Origin of the sequence: Deinococcus sp. KSM4-11 (assembly GCF_004801415.1) — a bacterium.
In the GTDB taxonomy this organism is placed as follows: domain Bacteria; phylum Deinococcota; class Deinococci; order Deinococcales; family Deinococcaceae; genus Deinococcus.
In genome coordinates, this window is sequence record NZ_SSNX01000001.1 from 931,311 (window position 1) to 954,704 (window position 23,394).

Here is a 23,394-nt window from a genome sequence, read left to right on the forward strand (position 1 = left end):
CAGTCCGCTTACACCCGCGCGGGTGGCGAGGCGCCACGGCGGGGCGCAGCAACACCGGGCAGGCCGTCCAGAGCGCAGGCCAGTCGCTGAACACCGTCCCTGAGGGCATCTGGAGCCAGGTGTGCGAAGCCCAGGAGCACGGCGGGTTGATGACTGCCCCCGGTCAGGGGGCCCTGGCGGGTGAGGCCCACGCCCCAGCCCGTCGCGCGCTGCGTGACGTCCAGTTCCTGGAGACCGGCAGGCAGGGGCAGGTAGATGTGCAGGCCCGCCCTGGCCGCCCGGACGGGCCAACCGGGCAGGAACTCCGCGAGCGCGCAGAGTAGGGCCTCGTGCCGCTCGCGGATCAAGGGACGCACCCGGCGCAGGTGCCGGGCATACGCGCCCGACGCCAGGACATCCCCGAGGGCCAGCGCGTCGAGCGTTCCGGGCCCCCGATCTGTGAGGGTTCGGGTGGCCGCCAGGACGGACACCACCTCGGGCGGAGCGACCAGGAAGCCGCTCCGGGTGGCGGGGGCCAGCACCTTGCTGAAGGTGCCCAGCAGGAGCGTGCGCTCCGGGGCGAGCCCCTGCAACACCGCCGGTACCCGATCCGTGTGGTGGAGATCCGCGGCGTAATCGTCCTCCAGGATGAGGGCGTGGACGCGCCGGGCCCACCCGATCAGCTCCTGGCGCCGGGACGCGGGCAGGGTGGCCGTGGTCGGGTACTGGCATCCCGGTGTGACGTACACCAGCGTGGCGGCGCCGGGCAGGTGGCCGGGGTGCAGCCCCTCGGCATCGACTGCAACGGGGTGGATCTCTGCTCCGGTGGCGGCGAGCGCCGCGCGGGCTCCGGCGTAGGTGGGATCCTCGATGGCGACACTCCGGCCGCGTTGCAGGAACACGCGGGCCAGGGCATCGAGCGCCGCCTGGGTACCCGCCGTGAGCATCACCATGTCGGGCGTCACTCGGGCACCACGTTCGGCGTTCAAGTATGCGGACAGGGCCCGCCGCGTCTCCAGCGGGCCGAGGGGGTCGCTGTGGCGCTGGGATCGCCCGGCCTCGCCCGCTCGCCTCGCCAGGGCCTGCGTCCAGGCCACCTCGGGGTACAGCTCAGGAACGTCCTGGCCGAGCCTGAAATCCACGTGGAAGTCACCGGATTCACCGGCTGGCCGTTCCCGGAGCACCCGCGTGGCCCAGTCGCTCAGGGGCAGGGATTCTCTGGGGTAGTCGCCCGACAGGTCGATGGGCGGCAGACTGACCAGCGTGCCACTCCGGCCCATGACCCTCAGGAATCCCTCCGTCTGCAACTGGGTAAGCGCGTCGACCAGCGTGTTGCGCGACACGCCAAGGTGCGCTGCCAGGCGGCGGTGTCCGGGCAGCCGGGTTCCTTCCGGCAGAATCCCACGGGCCAGCACGTCCCTCAGGCTGCGCGCCACGCAGGTGTGCAGCGCCTCGCCTGGATGGGCGTCGAGCAGCCGCACCGCCTCCCAGCGTTCCTGGCCGGGGGTGCCGGTCAGCGTCCGAACTCCCGTTCAAGCCATGATGGCTGGCCGCCCTCGGCCTCCAGCGCCTGTCCAGCCAGGGTGAGGAAGCGGTCGCGGGCGGCCAGCGCCTCCGCCGGAGTGACTCCGTGTGCCGCCGGATCGGCCAGCAGGGCACGCAGGAACGGGTAGACCGGCCGGGTGCCGAGCGGCCGTCCGTGCACGGTCACCTCGGCGGGCCACGTCAGGAGGTAGTCCAGGGCGAATGGACCGGGTTCCAGCACACAGCCGCCGGGGTACGGGATCCGTTTCGGGGCGGGGAAGTTCACCGCAGGGTCGCTCATGGCCACAGCATGCGCCGAAATCAGGGCCGCACACTGTGCCGCATAAACGAGATGGCCCGGTCAGGCCGCCTGTGAGGATCCCACTGGGAAACAGAAAGGGGCAGAGGAGGTCGTCTCCCCTGCCCCTGCGTGTGGTCGCCTAGCCGACGGCGGGGGAAGTCTCCAGCGCGTCGAGCACGGCACGCGTAAAACTGGCCGTATCGGCGGTGCCGCCCAGGTCACGGGTGGGCTGCTGGCGCAGGGCCAGGGCCACCGCCCGGTCGATCTGGTTCGCCGCGTCCGGGCGCTTCAGACCGTGCCGGAGCAGCATGCCGGCGCTCATGATCGCGGCGGCCGGGTTGGCAATGCCCTTCCCGGCAATATCCGGGGCGCTGCCGTGAATGGGCTCGAACAGGCCTGCCCCGTCCCCCAGGCTCGCGCTGGGCATCAAGCCAAGGCTGCCGGGTATCACGGCGGCGAGGTCGCTGAGGATGTCCCCGAAGAGGTTCTCGGTAACGATCACGTCGTAGCGGCTGGGATCGGACACGATCAGCATGGCGACCGAATCGACGTATTCGTGGTTCAGGTGGATGCTGCGGTACTCCCGGTCCCGCAGAGCGGTCACGTCGCGCCGCCACAGCTCGCTGACCTCCAGCACGTTCGCCTTGTCCACGCTGGTGACGCGGCCCTTGCGCTGCTCGGCCGCCCAGAACGCCACGCGGGCCACGCGCTCGACTTCGGGCGTCGTGTAGCGCATGGTGTTGTAGGCCACGCTACCGTCGATCTTGCGGTCACCGTCGAAGTACACGCCGCCCAGCAACTCGCGCACGATCAGGATATCCACGCCGCGCGCGAGCTCCGCCTTCAGCGGCGAGAGGTGTTCCAGGCCCGGCTGCACCCGCACCGGCCGCAGGTTGGCGTAACAGCCGAGGGCCTTGCGCAGCGCGAGCAGTCCGCTTTCCGGGCGCATGGCGCGGGGCAGGGTGTTCCACACGCTGTCCTGCGCGCCGCCGACGGTGCCCAGCAGCACGGCGTCGGCACCTTGCAGGGCGTCGCGCGTGACCTGCGGGAAGGGATCGCCGTGCGTGTCGTACGCAATTCCGCCGATGGCGTGCTCCTCGATGCTCACGTCCGGCGCGACCTCACGCAGCACCTGCACGGCTGCGGCCGTCACCTCTGGGCCAATCCCGTCGCCGGGCAGCGTGACGACTTTAGGCATGCTGCTCCTCCTGTGGGGCGGCCTCGTGACCGGCATGTCCGTGACCGGCCTGGGTGGAGTGCGCGTCCAGCGTCTCGGCTTCCAGCGCCGCCTGGTCGTGGGCCTTCATGTACTCCAGCCAGCCGCCGGCCTTCTGCACGTCCAGCGCGAACTGCGGCACGGGGACGAAGGTCAGGCTCTGCCCGGTGCGGGTGTTGGTGACAGTCCCAGCCGTGAGGTTCAGGTCGGCCGGGTCACCGTCCTGGAAGGCCTCGACGATGCCGTCGCATTCCAGTGCCAGGAAGCCGTTGTTGATGCAGTTGCGGTAGTAGATGCGCGCGAAGTTCGGGGCGATCACGGCCGACACGCCCGCGCCGCGCAGCGCCCACACGGCATGCTCGCGGCTGCTGCCGCATCCGAAGTCCGCGCCGGCCACGATGATGTCGCCGGGCTGCACGCGCCGCACGAAGTCCTTGTCGTAGTCCTCCATGGCAAATTTGGCGAGTTCGCTTTCCACGTCGGTGGTCAGGTGGCGGGCAGGGATGATCTCGTCGGTGTTGATGTGGTCACGGCCGAACACGTGGACGGTGGTCATGGGCACTCCTTTGAGGTGAGAATCACGGAGGTGGTGTGCTGAGCTTAGTTGGTACGCCGGCGGAAGGCGTCGAGTTCCGGTGGGAGTTCCTCGTCGAACAGGTCACGCCACGCCACGCCGTCGAAGCTGACCTCGGATTCCATGAAGGTCTGCGACAGGGGATCGTCGTCGTCGAGCGCGTCGGTGGGGATATCCAGGCGCACAGCCACGGGCACCGGCAGGGCGGCTGTGTCCGGAATCTGGAGTTCGTCGCCATACGTCTCGCCCAGCACGGCGGCCGTCCACGCGGCCCAGTCTGTCGGGTCGCCCGCGCCGGTCGCGTCGCGGAGGTTCTCGTTCAGGACGCCCTGCCGCTCGGCGGACAGATCCGAGTCGTGCCACTCCAGGCGGCCGTCGGCGTGCACCGTTACCGACACGGTCTCCATGTCGAAGAGGGTGGCGAGTTCCGGCGGCAGCCCGCCGCTGGACAGTGGGGAGGCGTCCGGGTCGTACGGGATCCACTCCTCGCCGTCCACGGTGTAGGCCGAGCCGGTCTCCAGCGCGGAGAACTCGACGTCCTGCCGGACGGCATACACGCGGCTCAGTGGCGATTGCAGCGGGGCGGGCCGCCGGAGTTCGAAGACCGTCCGGCGTGCCAGCGGAACACCGGAACCGCCCAGTTCACGGTGGAATGCCGCCCAGTCCTGGGTGGTGGCGCCGTGCCACTCGCGGACGATCTCCTCGGTGGCGTCCAGCAGGTCGTCCGGCGGCTCCGGATCGAGGTCGATGCGGCCCTCGAACCAGTGCTCCGCGTGGATCTGGGCCACGACCTCGCCCTGAAGCTCGAAGGCGGGGTTGTCCTGCAGCAGGCGCATGAAGGCGTCGGGGTCGCGGGGGGGCGTGGGCGATTCCCAGGTCTGCCCGTCGTGCGAGTGCTGCTGCCCGCGCAGGCGCAGGTGCCCACCCTCGACCGGCAGCAGGACGTCCTCGGTTTCCGGGGCACTGTTCCCGATCACGAGTTCCCCGGTGATGCGCCGCAGGGGCGCGACCTTAATGGCCTGGACATCCTCGGCGGTCACCAGCTTGGTGGGCACCTGACCGGACAGCACGCGGAAGGTGCGGTATTCGCTGGCCCAGCCGTTTCCGCTGAGCTGCGTCGCGCCCAGGGTGCGCGTGATGAGGTTCCGCAGGTGCTCGTCCGGCGGCCCGCTGATCACGGTGGCCACGGCGTTCATGTCGAGCTGGGCCTCGAAGGGATACACGGCGGGCATCAGGCCCAGGGCCTTGCGTCGTTTGGCGTCTCCCATTCCTACTCCCGGCTCGCCAGGAGCAGGCCGCCGAAGCCCAGCATCAGGCTGCCGGCCACCCGGTCGACCCCCCTGCGGGCTCGCAGGTAAGCGCGCTGCATGCGGGCGGTGGACATGCCGGTGGCGACCAGAACGAACCACGTCACGCTCAGGCCGACGATGATCGCGAAGGCCGCGACCTTCATGGACGCGTCCGCGTGCGCGCCGAGCACGCCGGAGAACACGCTCCCGAAGAACACCGCCGCCTTCGGGTTGGCGATGTTCGTCAGGAAGCCTGCGCGCAGGGCCTGCAGGTCGCCGACAGGAGCGCTCGGCGTGACGTGCGCGCTGTCGCCGTGATCGAGGCTTGACCGCCACAGGCCGAAGCCCATCCAGAGCAGGTACAGCCCACCCCCAACCTTGATCACGCCGTGCACCCACGGAAAGGCCTCGAACAGCAGGCCGATGCCCAGCAACGCGAGGGCAGCCCAGACGGAGATGCCGAGCACCACGCCCAGCCCAGCGAGGAGGGCGGCGCGGCGGGTGCGGGCCAGCGCCGTCTGGCTGACGAGCAGCACGTCCGGGCCGGGCACGACCAACACGACCACATGCAGCGCCGCGACGGCGAGCAGAACCTTCAGATCCACGGGATCACGCTCCTCAGTCGGCCGCTTCGGTGTTGTAGGCGCGCGGATCGCTGATGACGCCCGCGACGGCGCTCGCCGCGACCGTGGCGGGGCTCGCGAGGTAGATCTGCGCGCTGGGATCGCCCATGCGGCCCACGAAGTTGCGGTTCGAGCTGGAAATACACACGTCATCCGGCCCGAGTACGCCGGAGTGCATGCCCAGGCACGCGCCGCAGCTGGGGTAGCTGACGCTCGCGCCGGCCTCCACGAAAATCTCCATCAGGCCCTCGGCCGCCGCCTGTTTCCAGATGAGCTGCGTGGCAGGCACGATGATCATCTGCACACCGTCCGCGACCTTCCGGCCCTTCAGGATGCGGGCCACGTCGCGCAGGTCGCTGATGCGGCCATTGGTGCATGAGCCCACGTAGGCGTGCGTCACGGCAATGCGGTCGCTTCCCGCCACGCGCCCGTTGCTGGGAATGTGAGGGTAGGCGACGGTGGGTTCCACCATGGAGGCGTCGATCTCCACGACCACCTTGAACTTGGCGTCCGCGTCGCTGGTGTACTCGGTGTACTGGTCCGCTGTGACGCCGCGCTCCTGCATGTAGGCGCGCGTGGTGTCGTCCACCGCGACGATGCCGGTCTTGCCGCCCGCCTCGATGGCCATGTTCGTCAGGGTGAACCGGCCCTCCATGTCGAGCGCGTCGATATAGTCCCCGACCCACTCCATGACCATGTAGTTCGCGCCGTCCGCGCCGATACGTTTGATGACTTCCAGGACGATGTCCTTGGGGGTCACGCCTTCCTGCGTGCGTCCGGTGACCTTGATCAGCATGGTCTCGGGCACCTTGAACCACACCCGTCCCGCGTAGATCGCGCCGGCCAGGTCTGTGGAGCCCACGCCGGTCGCGAAGGTGCCGAGCGCGCCCGCATTGCAGGTGTGGCTGTCCCCGCTCACGAGCGTCTGGCCGGGCTTCATCAGGCCCGTGTTCTCCAGCACGACGTGCGCGATCCCACCGCGGCCCACGTCGTAGAAGTGCTTGATGCCCTTCTCCTGCACCCAGGACTTGAGCTTCTGGTACATCTTTGCGGCCTTGATGTTCATGGCCGGGACGCTGTGATCCGGCACGGCCACGATTTGATCCGGGTTGAACACGTGATCCATGCCGCGCTCTTCCAGCATGCGCAGCGCGGCGGGCGTGGTGATCTCGTGGCACAGCACCCAGTCGGTGGAACACTCGATCAGCTGTCCCGGCACCACGTGGTCGTGGCCGCTGTGGGCAGCCAGGATCTTCTCGGCAATCGTCATTCCCATACGTCAGTTCCTCCCGCGCCCGGCGCGCAAAACGCCCCCGTCCTCGCATCGGCGACGGGGGCGTGTTCGTGAACGCTCGCGGTGCGCGCTCAACGCCCCTGGCGAAGAAGGAACCGCGACCCCGCGCTTCCTGTCCCTACCACGACGCTGAACATGCCCGGAGTGTAGCGCGCTCCGCGTGGCGGTGTGCCGTCCGGGTTATACGGGGCGGCCGCGGGTGACGGCCCGGAACTCATGTGCTGGCGCTACACTGCGGGCCCCATGACACGCCCTGCGCTTCTCCTCTCTGCCCTTGCCCTGTGCGCCCTGCTGGCCGGGTGCAGCAGCACCACCACCCCGAACCACTCGACCCTGACCCTGCAGGGCACCACGACCGGCGTGAGCTTCCCGGATTCGGTGCTGTACCTCGCCAGCGGCGACGAAACGAACCTCGACAACGCCGGCAGCCTGAAAGCGTCGGGAGCGTTCACCCTGAAGGCCACGGTGCCGCCCGCGACGGCCAGCGCCTTCGACCTGCTCACCGTTCCGACGGGCTGCACCGTGACGGGCAGCGCACAGGCGCACCCGAAGGTGCATTTCTACGACCGGCTGGTCGTGCATACGGCCCAGGGCGACGCGCTGGGCACCATCCAGGAGGTCATCACGACTGGAGCGACCCTGCCGTTTGGCCGGGTGGCCCGCGTGTACAGCGACCGGGCGGCTGTGGTCAAGGCCACGGTGCAGTGCGGCACGGCCACGCAGGTGAATTATGACGTGACCCTGGTCAAGGGCTGGAACGCCCTCGAGTACAGCGTCGGGTCGAATTCCGTAACCATGAAGACGCTGGGCCAGGTCAGCACGACCTTCGAGGCCGCGCAGGAACTGCCCTACATCTCGGTAGTGTTCGCACCGTCCACGCTGAAATTCACGTCGAATACGACCTTCGAGGTCAGCGCGACCTTCTACCAGGAGGGCGGGCTGGGCGGCACGTATCCGCTCAGCACGGACGTGGACGGCCTGAGTGTCGAACCGGCCTCGGTGACCCTGGACGGCATCGCGGTGCTGTCCACCCGGCCCGGCGCCGGGCTGCTGACGCACCTCGGGCTGCGCGCGCAGGCGCTCACGACCACTCTGAAATTCACCTACACCGGATCGGTGAATGGCACCCGTCCCTTCGTTCTGACGCTCGACGACGACTACGGGCAGCAGGTAGGCCGTGGGGACGGCGTGCTGGACGTTCAGCGTCCCTGAGTGCCGTGGCCAGGTGGGCCAGTTTCGACTTGCTTCATACTCCCGTTCTGTCAGTGGATCGTCAGCGGCGTTAGGTTTTTCACTTTACGATGGAATTGACCATGTTCAGGCCATTCCTTCCGTCCGCCGTGGTGCTACTGTTGTGCGCCTGCGGCAGTGGCACGCCGGCTTCCCATCCCACGCTCCAGGGGTCTCCGGTGAGCCAGACGCGGGTGGCGGGCACGGTCAGCGACGCCTCCTTCCCGAACGCCCGCGCGTTCCTGGCGTCCTCGACCGCAGTGTCGGGGGTCAACGTCGGAACGGTCGTCAGTCCGGGGAGCGTGTCGCTTGAGCTCTCGGCTACCCCTGAGGCCAGCACCCTGACGCTCCTGCCCCCGGCGGCGGATTCCGGTTGCACCTTCACTGGAACGGCCCCCGCCTCTCCCGTGCGGGTGGCTGTATGGGACAGCATTGCCGTGTTCAGTTCCGGCGACGACCCACTGGGCCTGATCACCGAAGTCCTCAGCGCCGGACAGCCTGGGGCCGGCGACCGGGTCGTACGCGTGTATAGCGACAGTGCGGTGACCGTGCAGGGCACCGTCGGTTGCGCCGGTGTGGATCCCGTGACCTACGACTTGAAGTTGAACCCCGGCTGGAACGCCGTGGAGCAGGTCACCTCGACGGGGGCGACCCGCCTGAGCACCCTGCCGACCACAGCGCGCAGCGAGCTCCGGGGCCAACTGGCGACTCCGAGCGTCACGCTGACCCTGGGTTCTCCCCGCCTGGAATTTGCCACGACCGATCCGGTCAGTGTGAGCGCTTCCTTCAATCAGGTGGGTGGATACAGCGGGCGCATTCACCTCTCCACGGATCTGCCGGGACTGAGCGTGCAGCCCGCGACCATCACCCTGCCTCCCCTGGGCCTCCAGCTGGCCCCGACGAGCCCGGGCACTCCGGCCGACGGCACCCTGACCGCCCAGCAGATCTCCTCCCGCCTGACCTTCCGGTACACCCCGACCACCAACATCGACCAGACCTTCACCGTGATCCTGAAAGACGACGCCGGACGAGAGGTCGGCCGGGCCACGTCGGCCATCCAGGTCACCCGGCCTGGCTTCACGCTGTCCACGCGCACGCAGGAACTGGAACTCGCCGCCGGATCATCCGTCCAGGTACCCGTCTGTGTGTCGAGCGAGGGGAACTACCAGGGAGCCGTCACCCTGAGCGCCAGCAGCCTGCCCGCCGGCGTGAGTGTGAAGTCCACGACCGTGACCCTGGACGGCTTCACCTGCGGTCTGGTGACGCTGAGCAGCACCTCCGGCGTCCTGGGTGGCACCAGCACCATCGCGCTGACCGGGGCCGGGGGCAGCTTCAAGGCCCGGATCATGGCCACCCTGACCACCCTGGGATCGGCCGTGTCGGTCACCCTGACCACCCCGACCGTCACGGTGTACCAGGGCCTGGACGCCACCCTGACCGCCACAGTGACGAGCGAGTACGGCTTCAGGGGCCCGACCACCCTGACCCTCGGCGGCCTTCCCAGCGGAGTCAGCGCCGCGCCGGTAACGGCCATGGTGCCTGCTGGGGCCTCCACGACAGCGTCGTTCACCCTGCACGCGTCGACCACAGCGACGCTCGGCGTGGCGTCCCTCACGGTGACCAGCCCGCATCTGCTCATGTCCACCGTGGATGACACGACGACCTTGCGTGTGCGCCCACCACACACACCAGTGACCGATGGCGCCCTGCTGACGCCGTCACCGGTGGGCGTATGGCAGCGGACGGGTCTGGCGACGTCCCCAGCGCGCAGCACCCTGACCCGCACGGGGCTCACGGGAGGAGCGCTGGCAGTCACGCTCGCCGGCTCCATCGATCAGCTGGTCTCCACGGACGCCGGCGTACTGGCCCTGTCATTCCCTGGCACCACGGGCACCCGAGTCCAGGACGACGGCCGCGTGACCCCTCTGCCCTCGCTGCCCTTCACCCCGAACGACGACCTCGCCACTTCGACGGACATCAACGGCCTGCTGTGGTTCACACGCACGGCTCCGGGCGACTCCGCCCAGATCTGCACGTGGAATCCGACCACAGGCGAGGTGCGGATCGTCGACCGCACGGGCATCACCAGCAGCTACGGAACCCGCGTCACCCTCAGTGCCGACAGACGCACCGTGATGATCCTGCCCCGCTACTCGGGCCAGGCGCTCACAGTGGCCACGGCCACGGGCAGCGTGACCAGCCACAGCCGGGTAGGCGGTTTCAGCAGCGCGGCCGTCACCTCGACCGGTGACGTCTGGTTCGCCAGCTACAACACCCTGTCCCGCGTCACCGCCAGCGGCACCACGGAATTCAACAACCTGACGACTGGGCAGCTGATCGGCTTCGACGCGACCGTGCCGAACATTCTCTGGGGCCGCGACGCGAGCACGGTGTACCGCATCGACACGACGAATGGAACCTCGAAGGCCATCGAACTCTCGGACACGTCAGCCCTCCGGGCCGTCCTAAATCCAGGCGGCGGCCTGTATGTCATCTCCTATGAACAGGCGCTCACCGGACCGAACCAGGCCTTTCTCTCTGAGGTCAGGTAGCGCACCCAGCCGGGAACAGCAGCCTGGGCCTGGGCAAAGAGGTTCGCTCGACCATTGAAGGCGCCTCCTTCCCGGATCGTCAAAGCATGCTTCCTTTGATCCTACAGCCAACGGTAGCGGCGGCTTCTCCAGGCAGATCAGGACAGCCCTCCAAGGCCGTTCACCACAGGATGAAACACTCTTTACTAGAGTCGGCTCCCGGTCACTCCATGTTCAGGTCGATCACGGGCAGCTTCTCTCCCCCATCTGCCGCACCGGTCTCCGGCGTGCGCTTGACGTCTGGAATGGCGATGGGGGTCGTGCGATCCATTCCCAGGGGGGTGCCGTCCGCATCGGCCCAGCGGGTACCGGGCAGGGCGGGACCGCTGCGGCGGGGAACGGCAGCGGGCTGACTGGCCTGGCGGGCAGCGCGGATGATCGAATCGACCTCCGTTTGGCTCAGCAGACCCTTGCTTTCCAGCGTGCCGAGGATCCCGAGCACCATCTTGCGCGTGAATTCCGCTTCCTGCTCGTCGTTCTTCTTGGGAGGTTGTGGAGCCATGTGCGCAGGGTAGCGCGTGTGGACCGCGCTCTGCTCCCCGTCCGGTGACAACCCTCAGGGGCCGGGGCAGGGTGAAGGGTGACGGTCGCAATGCGGGCCGGTGGTATTCTGGCCGGGTCTGACAGCGTGGCGTGAAGGCTTCACCCACACGGCACCTCCACCCGCTCCGAGGGGCGAGATCGCAGCGGGTGGCAGCTTCAAGGAGGTCTGACGAATGTACCGAGGGAGAGAGGGGCAGTGGGCATTCCTGCTTCACCGTTTGTCTGGACTGGCCATCCTGTTGTACCTGCTGCTGCACGTGTTCAGCATCGGGTCGTTCATTTTTGGGGAGCGGTTTTATATGGCGATCCACAACACCTATGACGCCTGGCCGTTCCGGGTGGGACTGGTGTTCGTCACGGCGGGCGTGGTGTATCACGCGTTCAACGGCCTGCGCATCATCGTGATGGACTTCACCGGAGCGGGTGTGGCGTACCAGCGGCAGATGTGGTACGCCGTGCTGCTGATCTCGGTGGCGGCGTTCATCTATGCAGCGCTGACGCTTTGGCCGCGTCTGGTTGGGGGGTACTGATGATCCGCGCGAGAACCTTCACGGACGCCCGGCAGCAGGCGCACAGCAACGCCGAACTGAACTGGTGGGTGTTCATGCGGATCAGCGGATTGATCCTGGTGTTCCTGATCCTGGGGCACGTGTACATGACCTTCCTGCAGGTGAGCGAGTCGGACGCCACCTTCGACGCCGTGGTCGGCAAGCTTGCCAACCCCGCGTGGAAGTTCTACGACTGGCTGATCCTGGCGCTGGCGCTGCTTCACGGCTCGAACGGCGCGCGGTACTCGATCGAGGATTACGTGCGCTCACGGCCCGGCCGGGCGTGGGTGAAGGGACTCTTCTACACCGTGGTGGCGCTGCTGTTCGCCTTCGGCACCATCGGGCTGTTCTCGATTTAACGGCCAATCAAGGGGCAAATGACAATGCATCATCGGTATGACGTGCTGGTTGTGGGGGCGGGTGGAGCGGGCCTGATGGCCGCGCTGTACGCCGCGAAGGGGAACGTGTCGGTGGCGTGCATCAGCAAGCTGTACCCGACCCGGTCGCACACGGGCGCCGCACAGGGCGGGATCGGCGCGGCCCTCGGGAACGTGGCCGAGGATCACTGGGAATGGCACATGTTCGACACCGTCAAGGGCGGCGATTACCTGACGGATCAGGACGCCGCCGAGGTGTTCGCCAAGGACATCATCGAGGCGGTGTATGAGCTGGAACACATGGGCCTGCCGTTCTCGCGCACGCCCGAGGGCAAGATCGCGCAGCGCAAGTTCGGCGGCCACACCCGCGACTTCGGAAAGGCGGCCGTGGAACGCTCGTGCTACGCGAAAGACCGCACCGGGCACATGATCCTCCAGACGCTGTACCAGCAGAATGTGAAGGAGGGCACGACCTTCTTCAACGAGTTCCATGTCACGGATCTGATCATTGAGGATGGCCGCTGCCGGGGGCTGGTCGCGTACGAACTGGCGACCGGGGAACTGCACACCTTCCACGCCAAGGCCGTGATCCTCGCGGCGGGTGGCTACGGGCGGGTCTTCAAGATCACCTCGAACGCGCTGACGCTGACGGGCGACCTGATGAGCATCTATTACCGCAAGGGTCTGCCGCTGGAGGACATGGAGTTCTACCAGTTCCACCCGACCGGCCTGGCGAAACTGGGCATCCTCGTCACGGAGGGTATTCGCGGGGAAGGCGGCATCCTGCGGAACAAGGACGGCGAGCGCTTCATGGAACGCTACGCGCCGACCATCAAGGACCTCGCGCCACGCGATATCGTGTCGCGCTCCATGATCACCGAGATCCGAGAGGGGCGTGGCGTGGGCCGCGACGGCGACGCCATCTACATCGACCTGACGCACCTGCCAAAGGAAGTCATCGAGGGCAAGCTGGCCGAAATCACGGATCTGGCGCGGACGTACCTGGGGCAGGATCCGGTGAAGGATCTCGTGATGGTGCAGCCGACCGCGCACTACGCGATGGGCGGCATTCCCACGGATCTGAACGGCCTGTGCCTGAGTGACGGCAGCGGCGGCAGCGTGGAAGGCCTGTACGCGGCGGGCGAGCAGGCGTGCGTGAGTCTGCACGGCGCGAACCGCCTGGGCACCAACTCGCTGGGCGACCTCGTGGTGTTCGGTCGCCGCGCCGGGGTCGCCGCCGCCGCATACGCGCGTCAGGTGGAACTACCCCAGATGCCGGAGAATGCCGAGCGCGAGAGCGTGGACATGTTCGACCGCCTGAAGAACAGCAGGGGCACCGACAACGCCGCCGCAATCCGCAAGGCATTGCAGGAATCGATGATGAACAACGTCGGCATCTTCCGCAACGGCCCGGACATGGAAAAACAGGTCGGGATCGTGCAGGAACTCAAGGCACGCTACGCGAATGTCGGCGTGAGCGACCCCAGCCGCCGGTACAACAGTGAGCTGATCGAGGCGATGGAACTGGGCTTCATGCTCGACTGCGCCGAGGCCATGACGGCCAGCGCCGTGAACCGCACCGAGTCGCGTGGCGCGCATGACCGCGCGGATTTCCACGAGCGCGACGACGTGAATTGGCTCAAGCACACCATGGCCTACCGTGACCTGGACAAGCCGGGCAACGTGATCATCGGGTACAAGCCGGTGTCCCTCAAGGGCTTCACGCGGGCCTTCGAGCCCAAACCGCGCGTGTACTGAGCGTCCACCGAGCCACGCCCCTATCAAAGGACGAACCATGACCCAGAGCGTCACCCCCACCAGCACCGTGCCCGGCCCCGTCACCACGGCGGCCAGCGTGCCCATGCTGAAACTCAAAGTCAAGATCCTGCGCTTCGACCCGGAAATCGACAAGAAGGCCAAGTGGGTCACCTACGACGTGGAAGCCCAGCCGGGCGACCGCGTGGTGGACGTCATCAACGAGATCAAGTGGTACCAGGAACCGGGCCTGACCTACCGCCGCTCCTGCCTGCACGGCATCTGCGGCAGCGACGCCATGCTCATCAACGGCCGCAACCGCCTGGCGTGCAAGACCCTGGTGCGGGACGTGGCCAAGGACGGCGGCACCATCACCATCGAACCGATCCGGGGCCTGAAGGTTGAGAAGGATCTGCTGGTCGACATGGAGCCGTTCTTCGACTCGTACCGGGCGATCATGCCGTACTTCATCAACGAGTCGCCTGCGCCGGCCGCCGAACGCATTCAGTCGGAGGCCGAGGCCGAGCTGATGGCGCAGTCCAGCAACTGCATCCTGTGCGCGTGCTGCACCACCAGCTGCCCGATCTTCTGGGTGAACGGCTCGTACCTTGGCCCGGCCGCGATCGTACAGGCACACCGATTCATCTTCGACAGCCGCGACGAGGCCACGCAGCAGCGGCTGAACATCATGAACCAGAACACCGGCGTGTGGCGCTGCCGCACCGCGTACAACTGCACCGAGGCGTGTCCGCGCGACATCCCGATCACGCAGTTGATCGAAGAAGTTAAACGCGCCGTGATGTACCAGCAGGCCTAATTTCTGAAGTTTTCCCCACGCGGAGGCCAATTGGCCTCCGCGTGGGCCATTCTGTCGACCCCTGTGTAATCCTGGCTCCCCCTCTCGAGTTAAGATTCCAGGCCCGAGCAGCGATCAAAGAACACGGGGCGCGAATGGATTCACCCGCATGGCGTCCGATTCATTCAACCTGTCGTACTAGTAGATGCAGTTCTGTCAGCCACATTCTTCAGAACTGCATGGCGTATTTCGCGCCGTCGTTGCCGGTGCAGTCGCCGATGCCGTGCTCGTTTTCGTCGACCGTCAGGGTACAGGTGAGCGTCAAGACCGGAGTGCCACCGGTTCGGGCGATCAGGTTCCCGATGCGGGCCACAGGAGGGCCGTGTCGATCTGGACTGTCGAGCCGGGTGCCGATGCCTACCATCCCGTTGGTGAAGGCGGCGCTGCTGGCCCCGAAGCCGAAGCTGAGGCCCCAGCCGGCGGGCAGCGGGTTGCCGGCTCCGCTGCTGCCGTCCACGATGGCGGTACGCCCGGAGTACGCCTGCCCACCAATGGTGATCGTGGCGTTGTCTTGCGCGAAAGGATCACCCAGTCGGGGCCGGAGTGTCCCTGGAGTGAACGTCACGACCCCTTCCGTGCCGGTGACCGAATTGACGATCCGGCCCTGGTGTGGGGCGGTAACAGTCGGAGCACACGACGCGAGAAGGGCAGCGGCAATCACGGTCAGCGCGGCGTGGTTCATGATCTGCCCAGTCTAGGAGACGGGCCTGACGCGCCCATGAGCTGAACGGTAGCCCGGCGCTTAGCGATGGGAGGAGGTGCGGCCGGCTGGTCAGGGCAGGTGATTTATTTCAGACGCGGTGCCCCTGGGGCGTGAGGTGCGCGAATTCGTGGATGAAGCGCTCTTGCGCCCTGGTCTCAATAGCGTTGGGGCTGCGCGTGCGGCGCACCATCGCAATGGCGTCGTCGGGCGTCATCCCGGCCTGAACGAGCAGGCACGCCGCGGTCAACCCAGCCCGTCCCAGGCCGCCCCGGCAATGGACGACGATGGAGCGTCCGTCGAGCAGCAGGGTCATGAGGTCGTCGATGTACAGCGCAAATTCCGCTGGGTCGCGGGGCACGCTGCCATCCGGGATCGGGCACGGCACGACCGTGAGACCGTGGGTCTCGGCCGCCTCGTGGTAGCCGTCCATGCCGAGCAGGTCGAACTCGAAGTCCTCGATGAGGGGAGCGATGACCTGGGCGCCATCCTGCGCGAGCGTCTGCATGTCGTCGTTCAAGTCGCGGTCGTGGGTCACGCCGGGCTGGTAGACGCTCAGACCCTTCTTGCCGGGCGCGAAGGTCAGGCCCAGGCGGCCGGGCCACAGCCCGGTGGGAATCCAGTCCACCCGGATCGGGGCGCTCACGCCCGCTCCTGAAGCCAGCGGGCGGCGTCCATGGCGTGGTAGGTGATGATCGCGTCCGCTCCGGCCCGCCGCATGCCGGTCAGGGTCTCCAGCACCGTGCGGCGTTCATCCATAAACCCGGCCAGGGCGGCCGCCTTGATCAGCGCGAACTCGCCGCTCACGTTGTAGGCCACGACCGGCAGGTCGAATTCCCGCTTCAGCAGGCTCAGCACGTCCAGGTACGCCAGGGCGGGCTTGACCATCAGGGTGTCGGCGCCCTGTTCGGCGTCCAGGCGGGCTTCACGCAGCGCCTCGCGGTAGCCGCCGGCCGGATCCATCTGGTAGGTGGCCCGGTTACCGACGCTGGGCGTGCTACCCGCCGCGTCGCGGAAGGGGCCGTAGTAGGCGCTGGCGTACTTCACGGCGTAGGCCATGATCGGCACATGGCTGAACCCAGCCTCATCGAGCGCGGCGCGGATAGCGGCGACCTGTCCGTCCATCATGGCGCTGGGCGCGACCACGTCCGCTCCGGCGGCAGCCTGCGAGACGGCCGTGCGGGCCAGCAGGTTCAGGCTGGGGTCATTGTCTACAGTCCAGGCATCCGCGCCGGTCTGGCCGGGCACCTCGCACAGCACGCCGCAGTGGCCGTGATCTGTGTACTCGCACAGGCAGGTATCCGTGATGACGTTCATGGCGGGCACGGCGGCCTTGATGGCCTGTGTGGCCTGCTGGACGATGCCGTGCTCGGCGTAGGCGCCGCTGCCCTGGTCGTCCTTGTGCTCCGGAATCCCGAACAGGATCACGCTGGGGATTCCGAGTGCGAGGGCCTCGCGGGCCTGCGCCACGGCTCCGGCGACGGAGTGACGGCTGATGCCGGGCATGGTCGCGATGGGCTGCTCGTCGCCGTGTTCATGGACGAAGATCGGGTGGATAAAGTGCGAGGTGTGCAGGTGCACCTCGTGCGTGAGGGCCCGCAGGGCGGGCGTGCGGCGCAGGCGACGGGGACGATCCATGGCCCTACCCTACCGCCGCTGCGGCTGTCAGTCGGTGACTATCGTCCGGCGGTTTGCCGTTCAGGGGCCGATCAGGCGGCGGATGGCGAAGCGCACCCGGCCGAGGCTGGTCACGTCGTCGAAGGCCGTGAGGAGGATCTGCGGCCCGAAGGGCGTGAGGAGCGCGGGGCCACCCTCGACGTCTAGCAGCAGTTCCGTCCACTCGGAGCTGCCCAGGTTGGATTGCAGGCTGCCAATCACGGCCTTGCCGGCGGCGATGAGCCCCAGTTCGCGTTTCAGGAAGGCGGGTTCCAGTCCGGCAGAACCGACCACGGAGCCGTTCTGGTCGATCAGCAGGACGAACTTCATGCCGCGCACGGCCATGAGCGTGTCGAGCATCAGCCCTCCGTACGGGGCAGGCCGGTCAGCTCCAGGGCCAGGCGCGCGAGGGTCTGCTGGGCGCTGCGGGTGTCCTGACCGCGCGTGAGGGCCACGCCGATGACGTGGTTGGCGCTGGATACGGCCACGACCTCCACGCGTTCGCTGGTGAGGGTCAGGCGGGTCACGTCGCCTGCGCCCAGGCGGCGGCCGATCCGGTCGAAGGTGGCGCGCAGCGAGGCGAGTTCAGCGGCCAGCGGGTCGCCGCCTTCTCCCTGGGATTCGATGGGCAGGCCGTCCGGGCCGACCAGGGCGGCGGCGATCACGCCGGGCAGGCCGTTGAGGGCGTCGATGATCACAGCATGGCTCCCAGTCTGCGGGCGGCGTCCCGGCCGTACAGCCGCGCCTGCCCGAGGTTGCTGCGGGCATCGAGGGCCAGCAGCAGGTAGTACTCGGTCTTGATCGGGTGCAGGTACACGCTCAGGCGTTCGCCCCGCACGTACAGTTCACGGGTCTGCCCGCCCCCGAGCGTCTGGGTGTAGGAGGAGGATGCGGCCCGCAGCAGGCCGGCGTGCTCGGCGACCAGCAGGCTCAGGTCGGCCGTGCCGGCGCTGTGCCCTTCGATGAGCAGGCCGTCCAGTCCGCCGATGGCGGCGGCCCACGCCCCGTCCACGTCATTCACGAGTTGGGTCAGTTCGGCAAGCATCGCCCGCCATCATAGGGGGGCAACTGTTGCAGCCGCCTGACAAGCCCAGGCAGGGCGCGGCGGGACGGTCTGAGACCCGTTGGTGGACAGCGGTCAACTACGGTCGTGAGGGGTGGCGCAATGACCGGTTTTCCCCGCCGATATCGGTTAGAATTGGGGCATCGAGGGAGCGGCTTCTATTACGCTGTCAACATAATCGTGCTAGAATCGTTCCATTCCCGGAGCAGTGTCCGGGCCTCTATTCCCCCCGCCACGCCGGCCCACAGCCGGGGTGCGCCATGACTGGAGCCACATGACCGGAATTCATCCTGTTGACATCACCAGCGAAGTCAAGACCAACTTCATCAACTACGCCATGAACGTGATCGTGGATCGCGCGCTGCCCGACGTGCGCGACGGCCTCAAGCCGGTGCAGCGCCGGATCATGTACGCCATGATGCTCGAAGGCCTGTACGCCAACCAGAAGCACGCCAAGAGTGCCTCGGTGGTCGGCGAGGTCATGAAGAAATACCACCCGCACGGCGACAGTTCCATCTACGACGCCATGGTGCGCCTGGGCCAGTGGTGGAACATGCGCTACCCGATGGTTCACCCGCAGGGGAACTTCGGCTCGATCGACGGCGATCCGCCCGCTGCCATGCGGTACACCGAGGCCCGCATGACCAAGGTCGCCGAGGAAGTCCTGGCCGACCTGGAAAAGGAAACGGTCGATCTCAAGCCCAACTACGACGAGACGACCGAGGAACCCACGGTGCTGCCGTCGGCCGTGCCGAACCTGCTGATCAACGGCGCGTCCGGCATCGCGGTGGGCATGGCCACGAACATCCCGCCGCACAACCTCACGGAGATCTGCAATGGCCTGCTCGCCTTGATCGACAACCCGCACATCACGCTCGACGGCATGATGGAGCATGTGAGGGGGCCGGATTTCCCCACCGGCGGTCGCATCTCGCAGATGGGCATCCGGGACGCCTACGCCACCGGCCACGGCGGCCTGAAGGTGCGCGGCAAGGCCCGCATCGAGGAGAAGAACGGGCGCAACCAGATCATCATCAGCGAGATTCCGTATCAGGTGAACAAGACCAACCTGATCCAGACGATCTCCGCCATGTACAAGGCCGGGAAGATCCCGGACATCAGCGCCCTGCGCGACGAGTCCGACCGCAAGGATCCGGTGCGGATCGTGGTGGAACTCAAGCGCGGAGCGATCCCCACCCTGGTGCTCAACCAGCTCTACAAGTACACCCAACTCCAGGGCACCTTCACGATCATCAACCTGAGCATCGTGAACGGCGAGCCGCGCGTGCTGCCGCTGGTGGACACCATGCAGTACTTCCTCACGCACCGCCGCGACGTCGTGACCCGCCGCACGCAGTACGACCTGCGCAAGGCCGAGGAACGCGCCCACGTGCTGGAGGGGCTGCTCAAGGCGCTTGACCACATCGACGAGGTCATCTCTCTGATCCGTGCGAGCAACACCGGAGCCGAGGCGCGCGATTCGCTGATGGCCCGCTTCGGGCTGTCGGAAATCCAATCCCAGGCCATTCTGGACATGCGCCTCCAGCGCCTGGTGGGCCTGGAACGCGAGAAACTCCAGGGCGAGTTCGATGAACTCCAGAAGACCATCTCCTTCCTCCGGTCGATCCTGGGCGATGAAGTTCTGCTGTGGAAGGAGATCAAGAAGGAAATCCGAGCCATCCGCGACAACTACGGCGACGAGCGGCGCAGCACCATCACGCTGCTGGAAGACGACATCAGCAAGGAAGACCTGATTGCGGTCGAGGACATGGTCATCACCATGACCAAGGCCGGGTACCTGAAGCGCACAAACCTCGATGCGTACCGGGCGCAGAGCCGGGGTGGACGCGGAGCTTCGGGCGGCAAGTTGCGCGAGGAGGACGTGAACACCCGCGTGTTCGTGGGTTCCACGCACGACTTCCTTCTGTTCTTCACCGACAAGGGCCGCGTGTTCCACGAGAAGATCTACGACCTGCCGGAAGCCGGCCGGGACGCCAAGGGAACGCATATCCGCAACCTGCTTCCCAGCCTGCGCGAGGACGAGAACATCGCGTCGGTGCTGAGCGTGAAGGGCTTCGAGGAGACCGGCTGCTTCATCTTCGCCACCCGCAACGGCGTGGTCAAGAAGACCCTGATCACCGATTACGGGAACATCACGTCCGCCGGTCTGATCGCCATCAACCTCCAGGCGAACGACGAACTGATCGGCGTGGGTATCGTGCAGGACGGCGACCACGTGGTGCTGGCCACCCGCAATGGCAAGGCCATGCGCTTCGAGAGCAGTGAGGTGCGTGACACGGGTCGCGCGACGCAGGGCGTGATCGGCATTCGCCTGCGCGAGGGCGAACAGGACGCCGTGGTCAGCATGGCCCTGGTGCCCGGTGGCGATGAACAGAGCGAACTGTTGGCGGTCAGTGAGTGCGGCCTGGGCAAGCGCACCCCGGTCGGGGATTACCCGGCCAAGGGTCGCGGCGGCATGGGCGTGATCACGCTGGATGTCACCGACAAGACGGGCAAGCTCGTGACCCTGGCACGCGTGGCGGGCGACGAGGAACTGATGGTGCTGACTGAGAAGGGCACGGTAATCCGCACCCGCGTGGAGGAAGTACGGGTCACGGGACGCAATGCCCAGGGCGTGAAGGTCATCAACATCGCCGACAAGGACAGTGTGATCAGCGCCTTCCCGATCCGCCGCGAGGACGAGGTGTAAGCCAGCCTGATTCAGGGGTGCCCGGTGCAGGCTTCACCGGGCATTTTCTGTCCATCACTGACGGGTGGTGCTGAAGCCCAGGGTCTACGCCTCACCGCACGGGATGAGGTGGCCATGAGGCAACAGATAAGGGCGTGGATGCTGGAAATGCCGTCTGGCACGTGAGCGGCCATCATGTACCTCAAAAACGAGTGTGTGAGCTCAACGATGATTAAAGAAACAAAATTGTTTACAAAAAGGTGATTCTCGGTTACACTGTGAGCACGTCGGGAAAGGTCGTTCCATCACCTTACCGGCAGCCCTCCTCACCTCATTCCGCCCAAGGAGGCGACCCAAATGACCCAGACTTCAAACGGCACGCGCACCTACGTCGACACCGTGACCTACCGCCCCGGCGCCGTCATCCTTTACCCCGGCAAGAGCGATATGCTCTACCGCGTCAGCTCTGGCCTGATCCGCGTCCATACCATGGACGACGACGGCAACGGTCTCACCCTGCGCTACGTGAAGCCAGGTGAATACTTCGGCGAGGAAGCTCTGGCCGGAGTGAACCGCGCCTACTTCGCCGAGGCCGTGACCGATTCCAGCGTCGACGTGATCAACCCCGCCCTCATGACCGCCGAGGACAACCTCGTGGTCACCACGCACCTCGTCCGTACGCTGGAACGTGCGTACGAAAGCATCTACCGGCTGGTCGGCAAGCGGCTGCGCGCCCGCATCGCCGGCGAACTGCTCGAACTCAAGGACACCGCGCTGGCCACCCAGCTCGACAGTGGCGAAACCATGATCTACGCCACGCATGACGAACTGGCTGCCGCTGTCGGTTCCGTGCGCGAGACCGTCACCAAGGTCGTGGGCGAGCTGTCCCGCGAGGGCGTGATCAGCGCCGGCTACGGCAAGATCACCCTGAAGAACGAGTCTGCCCTGAGCCAGATTGCCGCGGCGTAAGCACTTCACGCTGAAGATCGCCACCCATGCCTCTGCGCAGGGTGGCGATCTTCCGTTTGGAGAGCTATCCAGCTTGGGATTCGGAGCCTCCCCGAGATCCAGGCCAGTCTAGTCGTGTCCAGACGTCGAATCCGGCGTTCAGCACGGCACATCCGATTCTTTCTGCTCCTGTTTCCGTCCATGTGACACAAAATGGCGGCCCTTGCCATTCACAGTCCAGGCCCCGTTCTCTACACTCGCAGCATGACCCTGCCCTACTCTCCTGAACGTCCCCTGCGAGTCGCCGTGATCGGCAGTGGCCCCAGCGGGATTTTTGCCACCGAGGCCCTCCTCAAATCCGATTTGAGTGTCGAAGTCGATGTGTACGACCGGCTGCCCACACCCTACGGGCTGGTGCGGTATGGCGTCGCGCCGGATCACCTCACCATCAAGAGTGTGACGCGCGGCTTTGAGAAGACGCTGTCCGATCCGCGCGTGCGGTTCCTGGGAAACGTGGAATTCGGCAGGGATCTGACCCACGACGACGTCCGTGCCCACTACGACGCCATCGTGTACACGGTGGGTGCCAGCAGTGACCGCCGCCTGGGCATTCCCGGCGAGGATCTCAAGGGCTCGATGAGCGCCACGGAATTTGTCGCGTGGTACAACGGGCATCCGGACGCGGCGACCCGCGACCTTGCGCTGGAGGCCACCGGCGTGGCTGTAGTCGGTGTAGGGAATGTTGCGCTGGACGTGAGCCGGATTCTGGTCAAGACGGTCGCGGAACTGCGCGAGTCCGACATCGCGGAACATGCGTTGCCTGTTCTGGAGCGGAGTGCCGTGAAGGACGTGTGGGTGCTGGGTCGGCGCGGCGCGGCCCAGGCGAAATTCACGACCAAGGAACTGCGCGAGTTCGGAGAACTGAGCGATGCCGATCCAGTGGTGAAACCCGCCGAGGTCCAGGTCGATGAAGCCGCAGAGGCACTGATCACAGACAACACAGTGAAGAAGAACCTGGAGGTGCTGCGTGATTTTGCCGTGCGCACGCCTGAAGGCAAGGATCGCCGCATTCACCTGCGATTCCTGGTCTCACCCGTCGAGATTCTGGACGATGGTCAGGGGAACGTGGGCGGGCTGAAAGTCGAGCGCAATGCTCTGGACGCCGATGGAAACGCCGTGGGCACCGGCGAGTTCGAGGTTCTGCCCGTGCAGCTCGTGTTGCGTTCTGTCGGGTACAAGGGCCTGGAACTTCCGGGGGTGCCCTTCGATGCGCGCCGGGGCGTCATTCCGAACACGGAGGGCCGCGTCGAGGGGCGTGTCGGGGAGTACACGGCCGGCTGGATCAAGCGGGGTCCGAGCGGCGTGATCGGCACGAATCGCAAGGACGCCACGGACACGGTCGCGCACCTGCTCAGGGATGCCCGCGACGGCGTCTTGCCGGGAGCAGCCCATCCGACCCGTGAGGCCGTGGACGCGGTGCTGGCGTCTCGTGGCGTGGACGTGTACACCTTCCATGACTGGCAGGTGCTGGACGCGCACGAACTGGCCCAGGGTCAGGCGCACGGCCGGCCCAGGCGGAAGGTGGTTCACCGCGAGGAAATGCTGGCCCACCGCAAGAGCTGATCTACACGGAACGGC

Annotated in this window: 23 protein-coding genes; 9 read left to right on the plus strand and 14 right to left on the minus strand. The window is 66.7% G+C overall.

The features are described from left to right. Window positions 1–8 precede the first annotated feature (8 nt). From E7T09_RS04740 to E7T09_RS04770, 7 genes are all read right to left on the minus strand, one after another. Window positions 9–1,460, minus strand: a complete 1,452-nt coding sequence (locus tag E7T09_RS04740) for a PLP-dependent aminotransferase family protein (RefSeq protein WP_136387956.1) — start codon at window positions 1,458–1,460, stop codon at window positions 9–11. Between the two features lie 32 nt (window positions 1,461–1,492). Next, complete coding sequence (locus E7T09_RS04745) at window positions 1,493–1,804, minus strand: hypothetical protein (protein WP_136387957.1); 312 nt, start codon at window positions 1,802–1,804, stop codon at window positions 1,493–1,495. A 139-nt stretch (window positions 1,805–1,943) separates the two neighbouring features. Further along, window positions 1,944–3,002 (minus strand): 3-isopropylmalate dehydrogenase, encoded by a 1,059-nt coding sequence (gene leuB / locus E7T09_RS04750; protein WP_136387958.1) that lies wholly within the window; start codon window positions 3,000–3,002, stop codon window positions 1,944–1,946. After that, complete coding sequence (locus E7T09_RS04755) at window positions 2,995–3,576, minus strand: 3-isopropylmalate dehydratase small subunit (protein WP_136387959.1); 582 nt, start codon at window positions 3,574–3,576, stop codon at window positions 2,995–2,997. Before E7T09_RS04755 ends, leuB begins: the two co-directional genes overlap by 8 nt. Before the next feature lie 44 nt (window positions 3,577–3,620). After that, window positions 3,621–4,862, minus strand: a complete 1,242-nt coding sequence (locus tag E7T09_RS04760) for a hypothetical protein (RefSeq protein ID WP_136387960.1) — start codon at window positions 4,860–4,862, stop codon at window positions 3,621–3,623. Between the two features lie 2 nt (window positions 4,863–4,864). Further along, window positions 4,865–5,488: a LysE family transporter gene (locus tag E7T09_RS04765; protein ID WP_240741608.1), complete on the minus strand. Its 624-nt coding sequence runs from the start codon at window positions 5,486–5,488 to the stop codon at window positions 4,865–4,867. A 13-nt stretch (window positions 5,489–5,501) separates the two neighbouring features. After that, entirely contained in the window at window positions 5,502–6,782 is a 1,281-nt protein-coding gene (locus E7T09_RS04770) for a 3-isopropylmalate dehydratase large subunit (RefSeq protein WP_136387961.1), read from the minus strand. A gap of 261 nt (window positions 6,783–7,043) precedes the next feature. Here E7T09_RS04770 and E7T09_RS04775 point away from each other — a divergent pair, with 261 nt between their 5' ends. Beyond that, complete coding sequence (locus E7T09_RS04775) at window positions 7,044–8,012, plus strand: hypothetical protein (protein ID WP_136387962.1); 969 nt, start codon at window positions 7,044–7,046, stop codon at window positions 8,010–8,012. A gap of 197 nt (window positions 8,013–8,209) precedes the next feature. Then, window positions 8,210–10,582: a hypothetical protein gene (locus E7T09_RS04780; protein WP_136387963.1), complete on the plus strand. Its 2,373-nt coding sequence runs from the start codon at window positions 8,210–8,212 to the stop codon at window positions 10,580–10,582. A 202-nt stretch (window positions 10,583–10,784) separates the two neighbouring features. Here the strand turns inward: E7T09_RS04780 and E7T09_RS04785 are convergent, their stop codons facing one another. Continuing rightward, a complete protein-coding gene (locus E7T09_RS04785; RefSeq protein ID WP_136387964.1) occupies window positions 10,785–11,123 on the minus strand; it encodes a hypothetical protein in 339 nt (112 codons plus the stop codon). A 214-nt stretch (window positions 11,124–11,337) separates the two neighbouring features. On the opposite strand from E7T09_RS04785, the gene sdhC reads away from it, so the two are divergent. From sdhC to E7T09_RS04805, 4 genes are read left to right on the plus strand one after another with little or no spacing between them, the layout of a single operon-like run. Continuing rightward, complete coding sequence (sdhC, locus tag E7T09_RS04790) at window positions 11,338–11,694, plus strand: succinate dehydrogenase, cytochrome b556 subunit (protein WP_136387965.1); 357 nt, start codon at window positions 11,338–11,340, stop codon at window positions 11,692–11,694. After that, window positions 11,694–12,071 (plus strand): succinate dehydrogenase hydrophobic membrane anchor subunit, encoded by a 378-nt coding sequence (locus E7T09_RS04795; RefSeq protein WP_136387966.1) that lies wholly within the window; start codon window positions 11,694–11,696, stop codon window positions 12,069–12,071. Before sdhC ends, E7T09_RS04795 begins: the two co-directional genes overlap by 1 nt. 24 nt (window positions 12,072–12,095) lie before the next feature. Beyond that, window positions 12,096–13,847: a succinate dehydrogenase flavoprotein subunit gene (sdhA, locus tag E7T09_RS04800; protein WP_136388479.1), complete on the plus strand. Its 1,752-nt coding sequence runs from the start codon at window positions 12,096–12,098 to the stop codon at window positions 13,845–13,847. A gap of 37 nt (window positions 13,848–13,884) precedes the next feature. Next, window positions 13,885–14,661, plus strand: a complete 777-nt coding sequence (locus E7T09_RS04805) for a succinate dehydrogenase iron-sulfur subunit (protein ID WP_136387967.1) — start codon at window positions 13,885–13,887, stop codon at window positions 14,659–14,661. A 208-nt stretch (window positions 14,662–14,869) separates the two neighbouring features. Here the strand turns inward: E7T09_RS04805 and E7T09_RS04810 are convergent, their stop codons facing one another. The 6 genes from E7T09_RS04810 to E7T09_RS04835 form a co-directional block, all read right to left on the minus strand. After that, window positions 14,870–15,382, minus strand: coding sequence for a hypothetical protein (locus E7T09_RS04810; RefSeq protein ID WP_136387968.1), 513 nt, complete (start codon window positions 15,380–15,382; stop codon window positions 14,870–14,872). Between the two features lie 109 nt (window positions 15,383–15,491). After that, the gene (locus tag E7T09_RS04815) at window positions 15,492–16,046 is read right to left on the minus strand and encodes a cyclin-dependent kinase inhibitor 3 family protein (protein WP_240741610.1); all 555 of its coding nucleotides are present in this window, start codon (window positions 16,044–16,046) and stop codon (window positions 15,492–15,494) included. Continuing rightward, window positions 16,043–17,038 (minus strand): porphobilinogen synthase, encoded by a 996-nt coding sequence (hemB, locus tag E7T09_RS04820; protein ID WP_136387969.1) that lies wholly within the window; start codon window positions 17,036–17,038, stop codon window positions 16,043–16,045. The genes E7T09_RS04815 and hemB overlap by 4 nt, the downstream gene beginning before the upstream one ends. Before the next feature lie 60 nt (window positions 17,039–17,098). After that, the gene (locus E7T09_RS04825) at window positions 17,099–17,416 is read right to left on the minus strand and encodes a roadblock/LC7 domain-containing protein (RefSeq protein WP_136387970.1); all 318 of its coding nucleotides are present in this window, start codon (window positions 17,414–17,416) and stop codon (window positions 17,099–17,101) included. Then, complete coding sequence (locus E7T09_RS04830; protein ID WP_136387971.1) at window positions 17,416–17,754, minus strand: roadblock/LC7 domain-containing protein; 339 nt, start codon at window positions 17,752–17,754, stop codon at window positions 17,416–17,418. The genes E7T09_RS04825 and E7T09_RS04830 overlap by 1 nt, the downstream gene beginning before the upstream one ends. Continuing rightward, window positions 17,751–18,101: a roadblock/LC7 domain-containing protein gene (locus tag E7T09_RS04835; RefSeq protein ID WP_136387972.1), complete on the minus strand. Its 351-nt coding sequence runs from the start codon at window positions 18,099–18,101 to the stop codon at window positions 17,751–17,753. The genes E7T09_RS04830 and E7T09_RS04835 overlap by 4 nt, the downstream gene beginning before the upstream one ends. A 292-nt stretch (window positions 18,102–18,393) precedes the next feature. Here E7T09_RS04835 and gyrA point away from each other — a divergent pair, with 292 nt between their 5' ends. The 3 genes from gyrA to E7T09_RS04850 all read left to right on the plus strand — a co-directional run bounded on the left by gyrA (window position 18,394) and on the right by E7T09_RS04850 (window position 23,379). Then, the gene (gene gyrA, locus E7T09_RS04840) at window positions 18,394–20,829 is read left to right on the plus strand and encodes a DNA gyrase subunit A (RefSeq protein WP_136387973.1); all 2,436 of its coding nucleotides are present in this window, start codon (window positions 18,394–18,396) and stop codon (window positions 20,827–20,829) included. Window positions 20,830–21,165: 336 nt separating this feature from the next. Then, window positions 21,166–21,777, plus strand: a complete 612-nt coding sequence (locus E7T09_RS04845; RefSeq protein WP_168734701.1) for a helix-turn-helix domain-containing protein — start codon at window positions 21,166–21,168, stop codon at window positions 21,775–21,777. A 243-nt stretch (window positions 21,778–22,020) separates the two neighbouring features. Next, window positions 22,021–23,379, plus strand: a complete 1,359-nt coding sequence (locus tag E7T09_RS04850) for an FAD-dependent oxidoreductase (RefSeq protein WP_168734702.1) — start codon at window positions 22,021–22,023, stop codon at window positions 23,377–23,379. Window positions 23,380–23,394 lie beyond the last annotated feature (15 nt).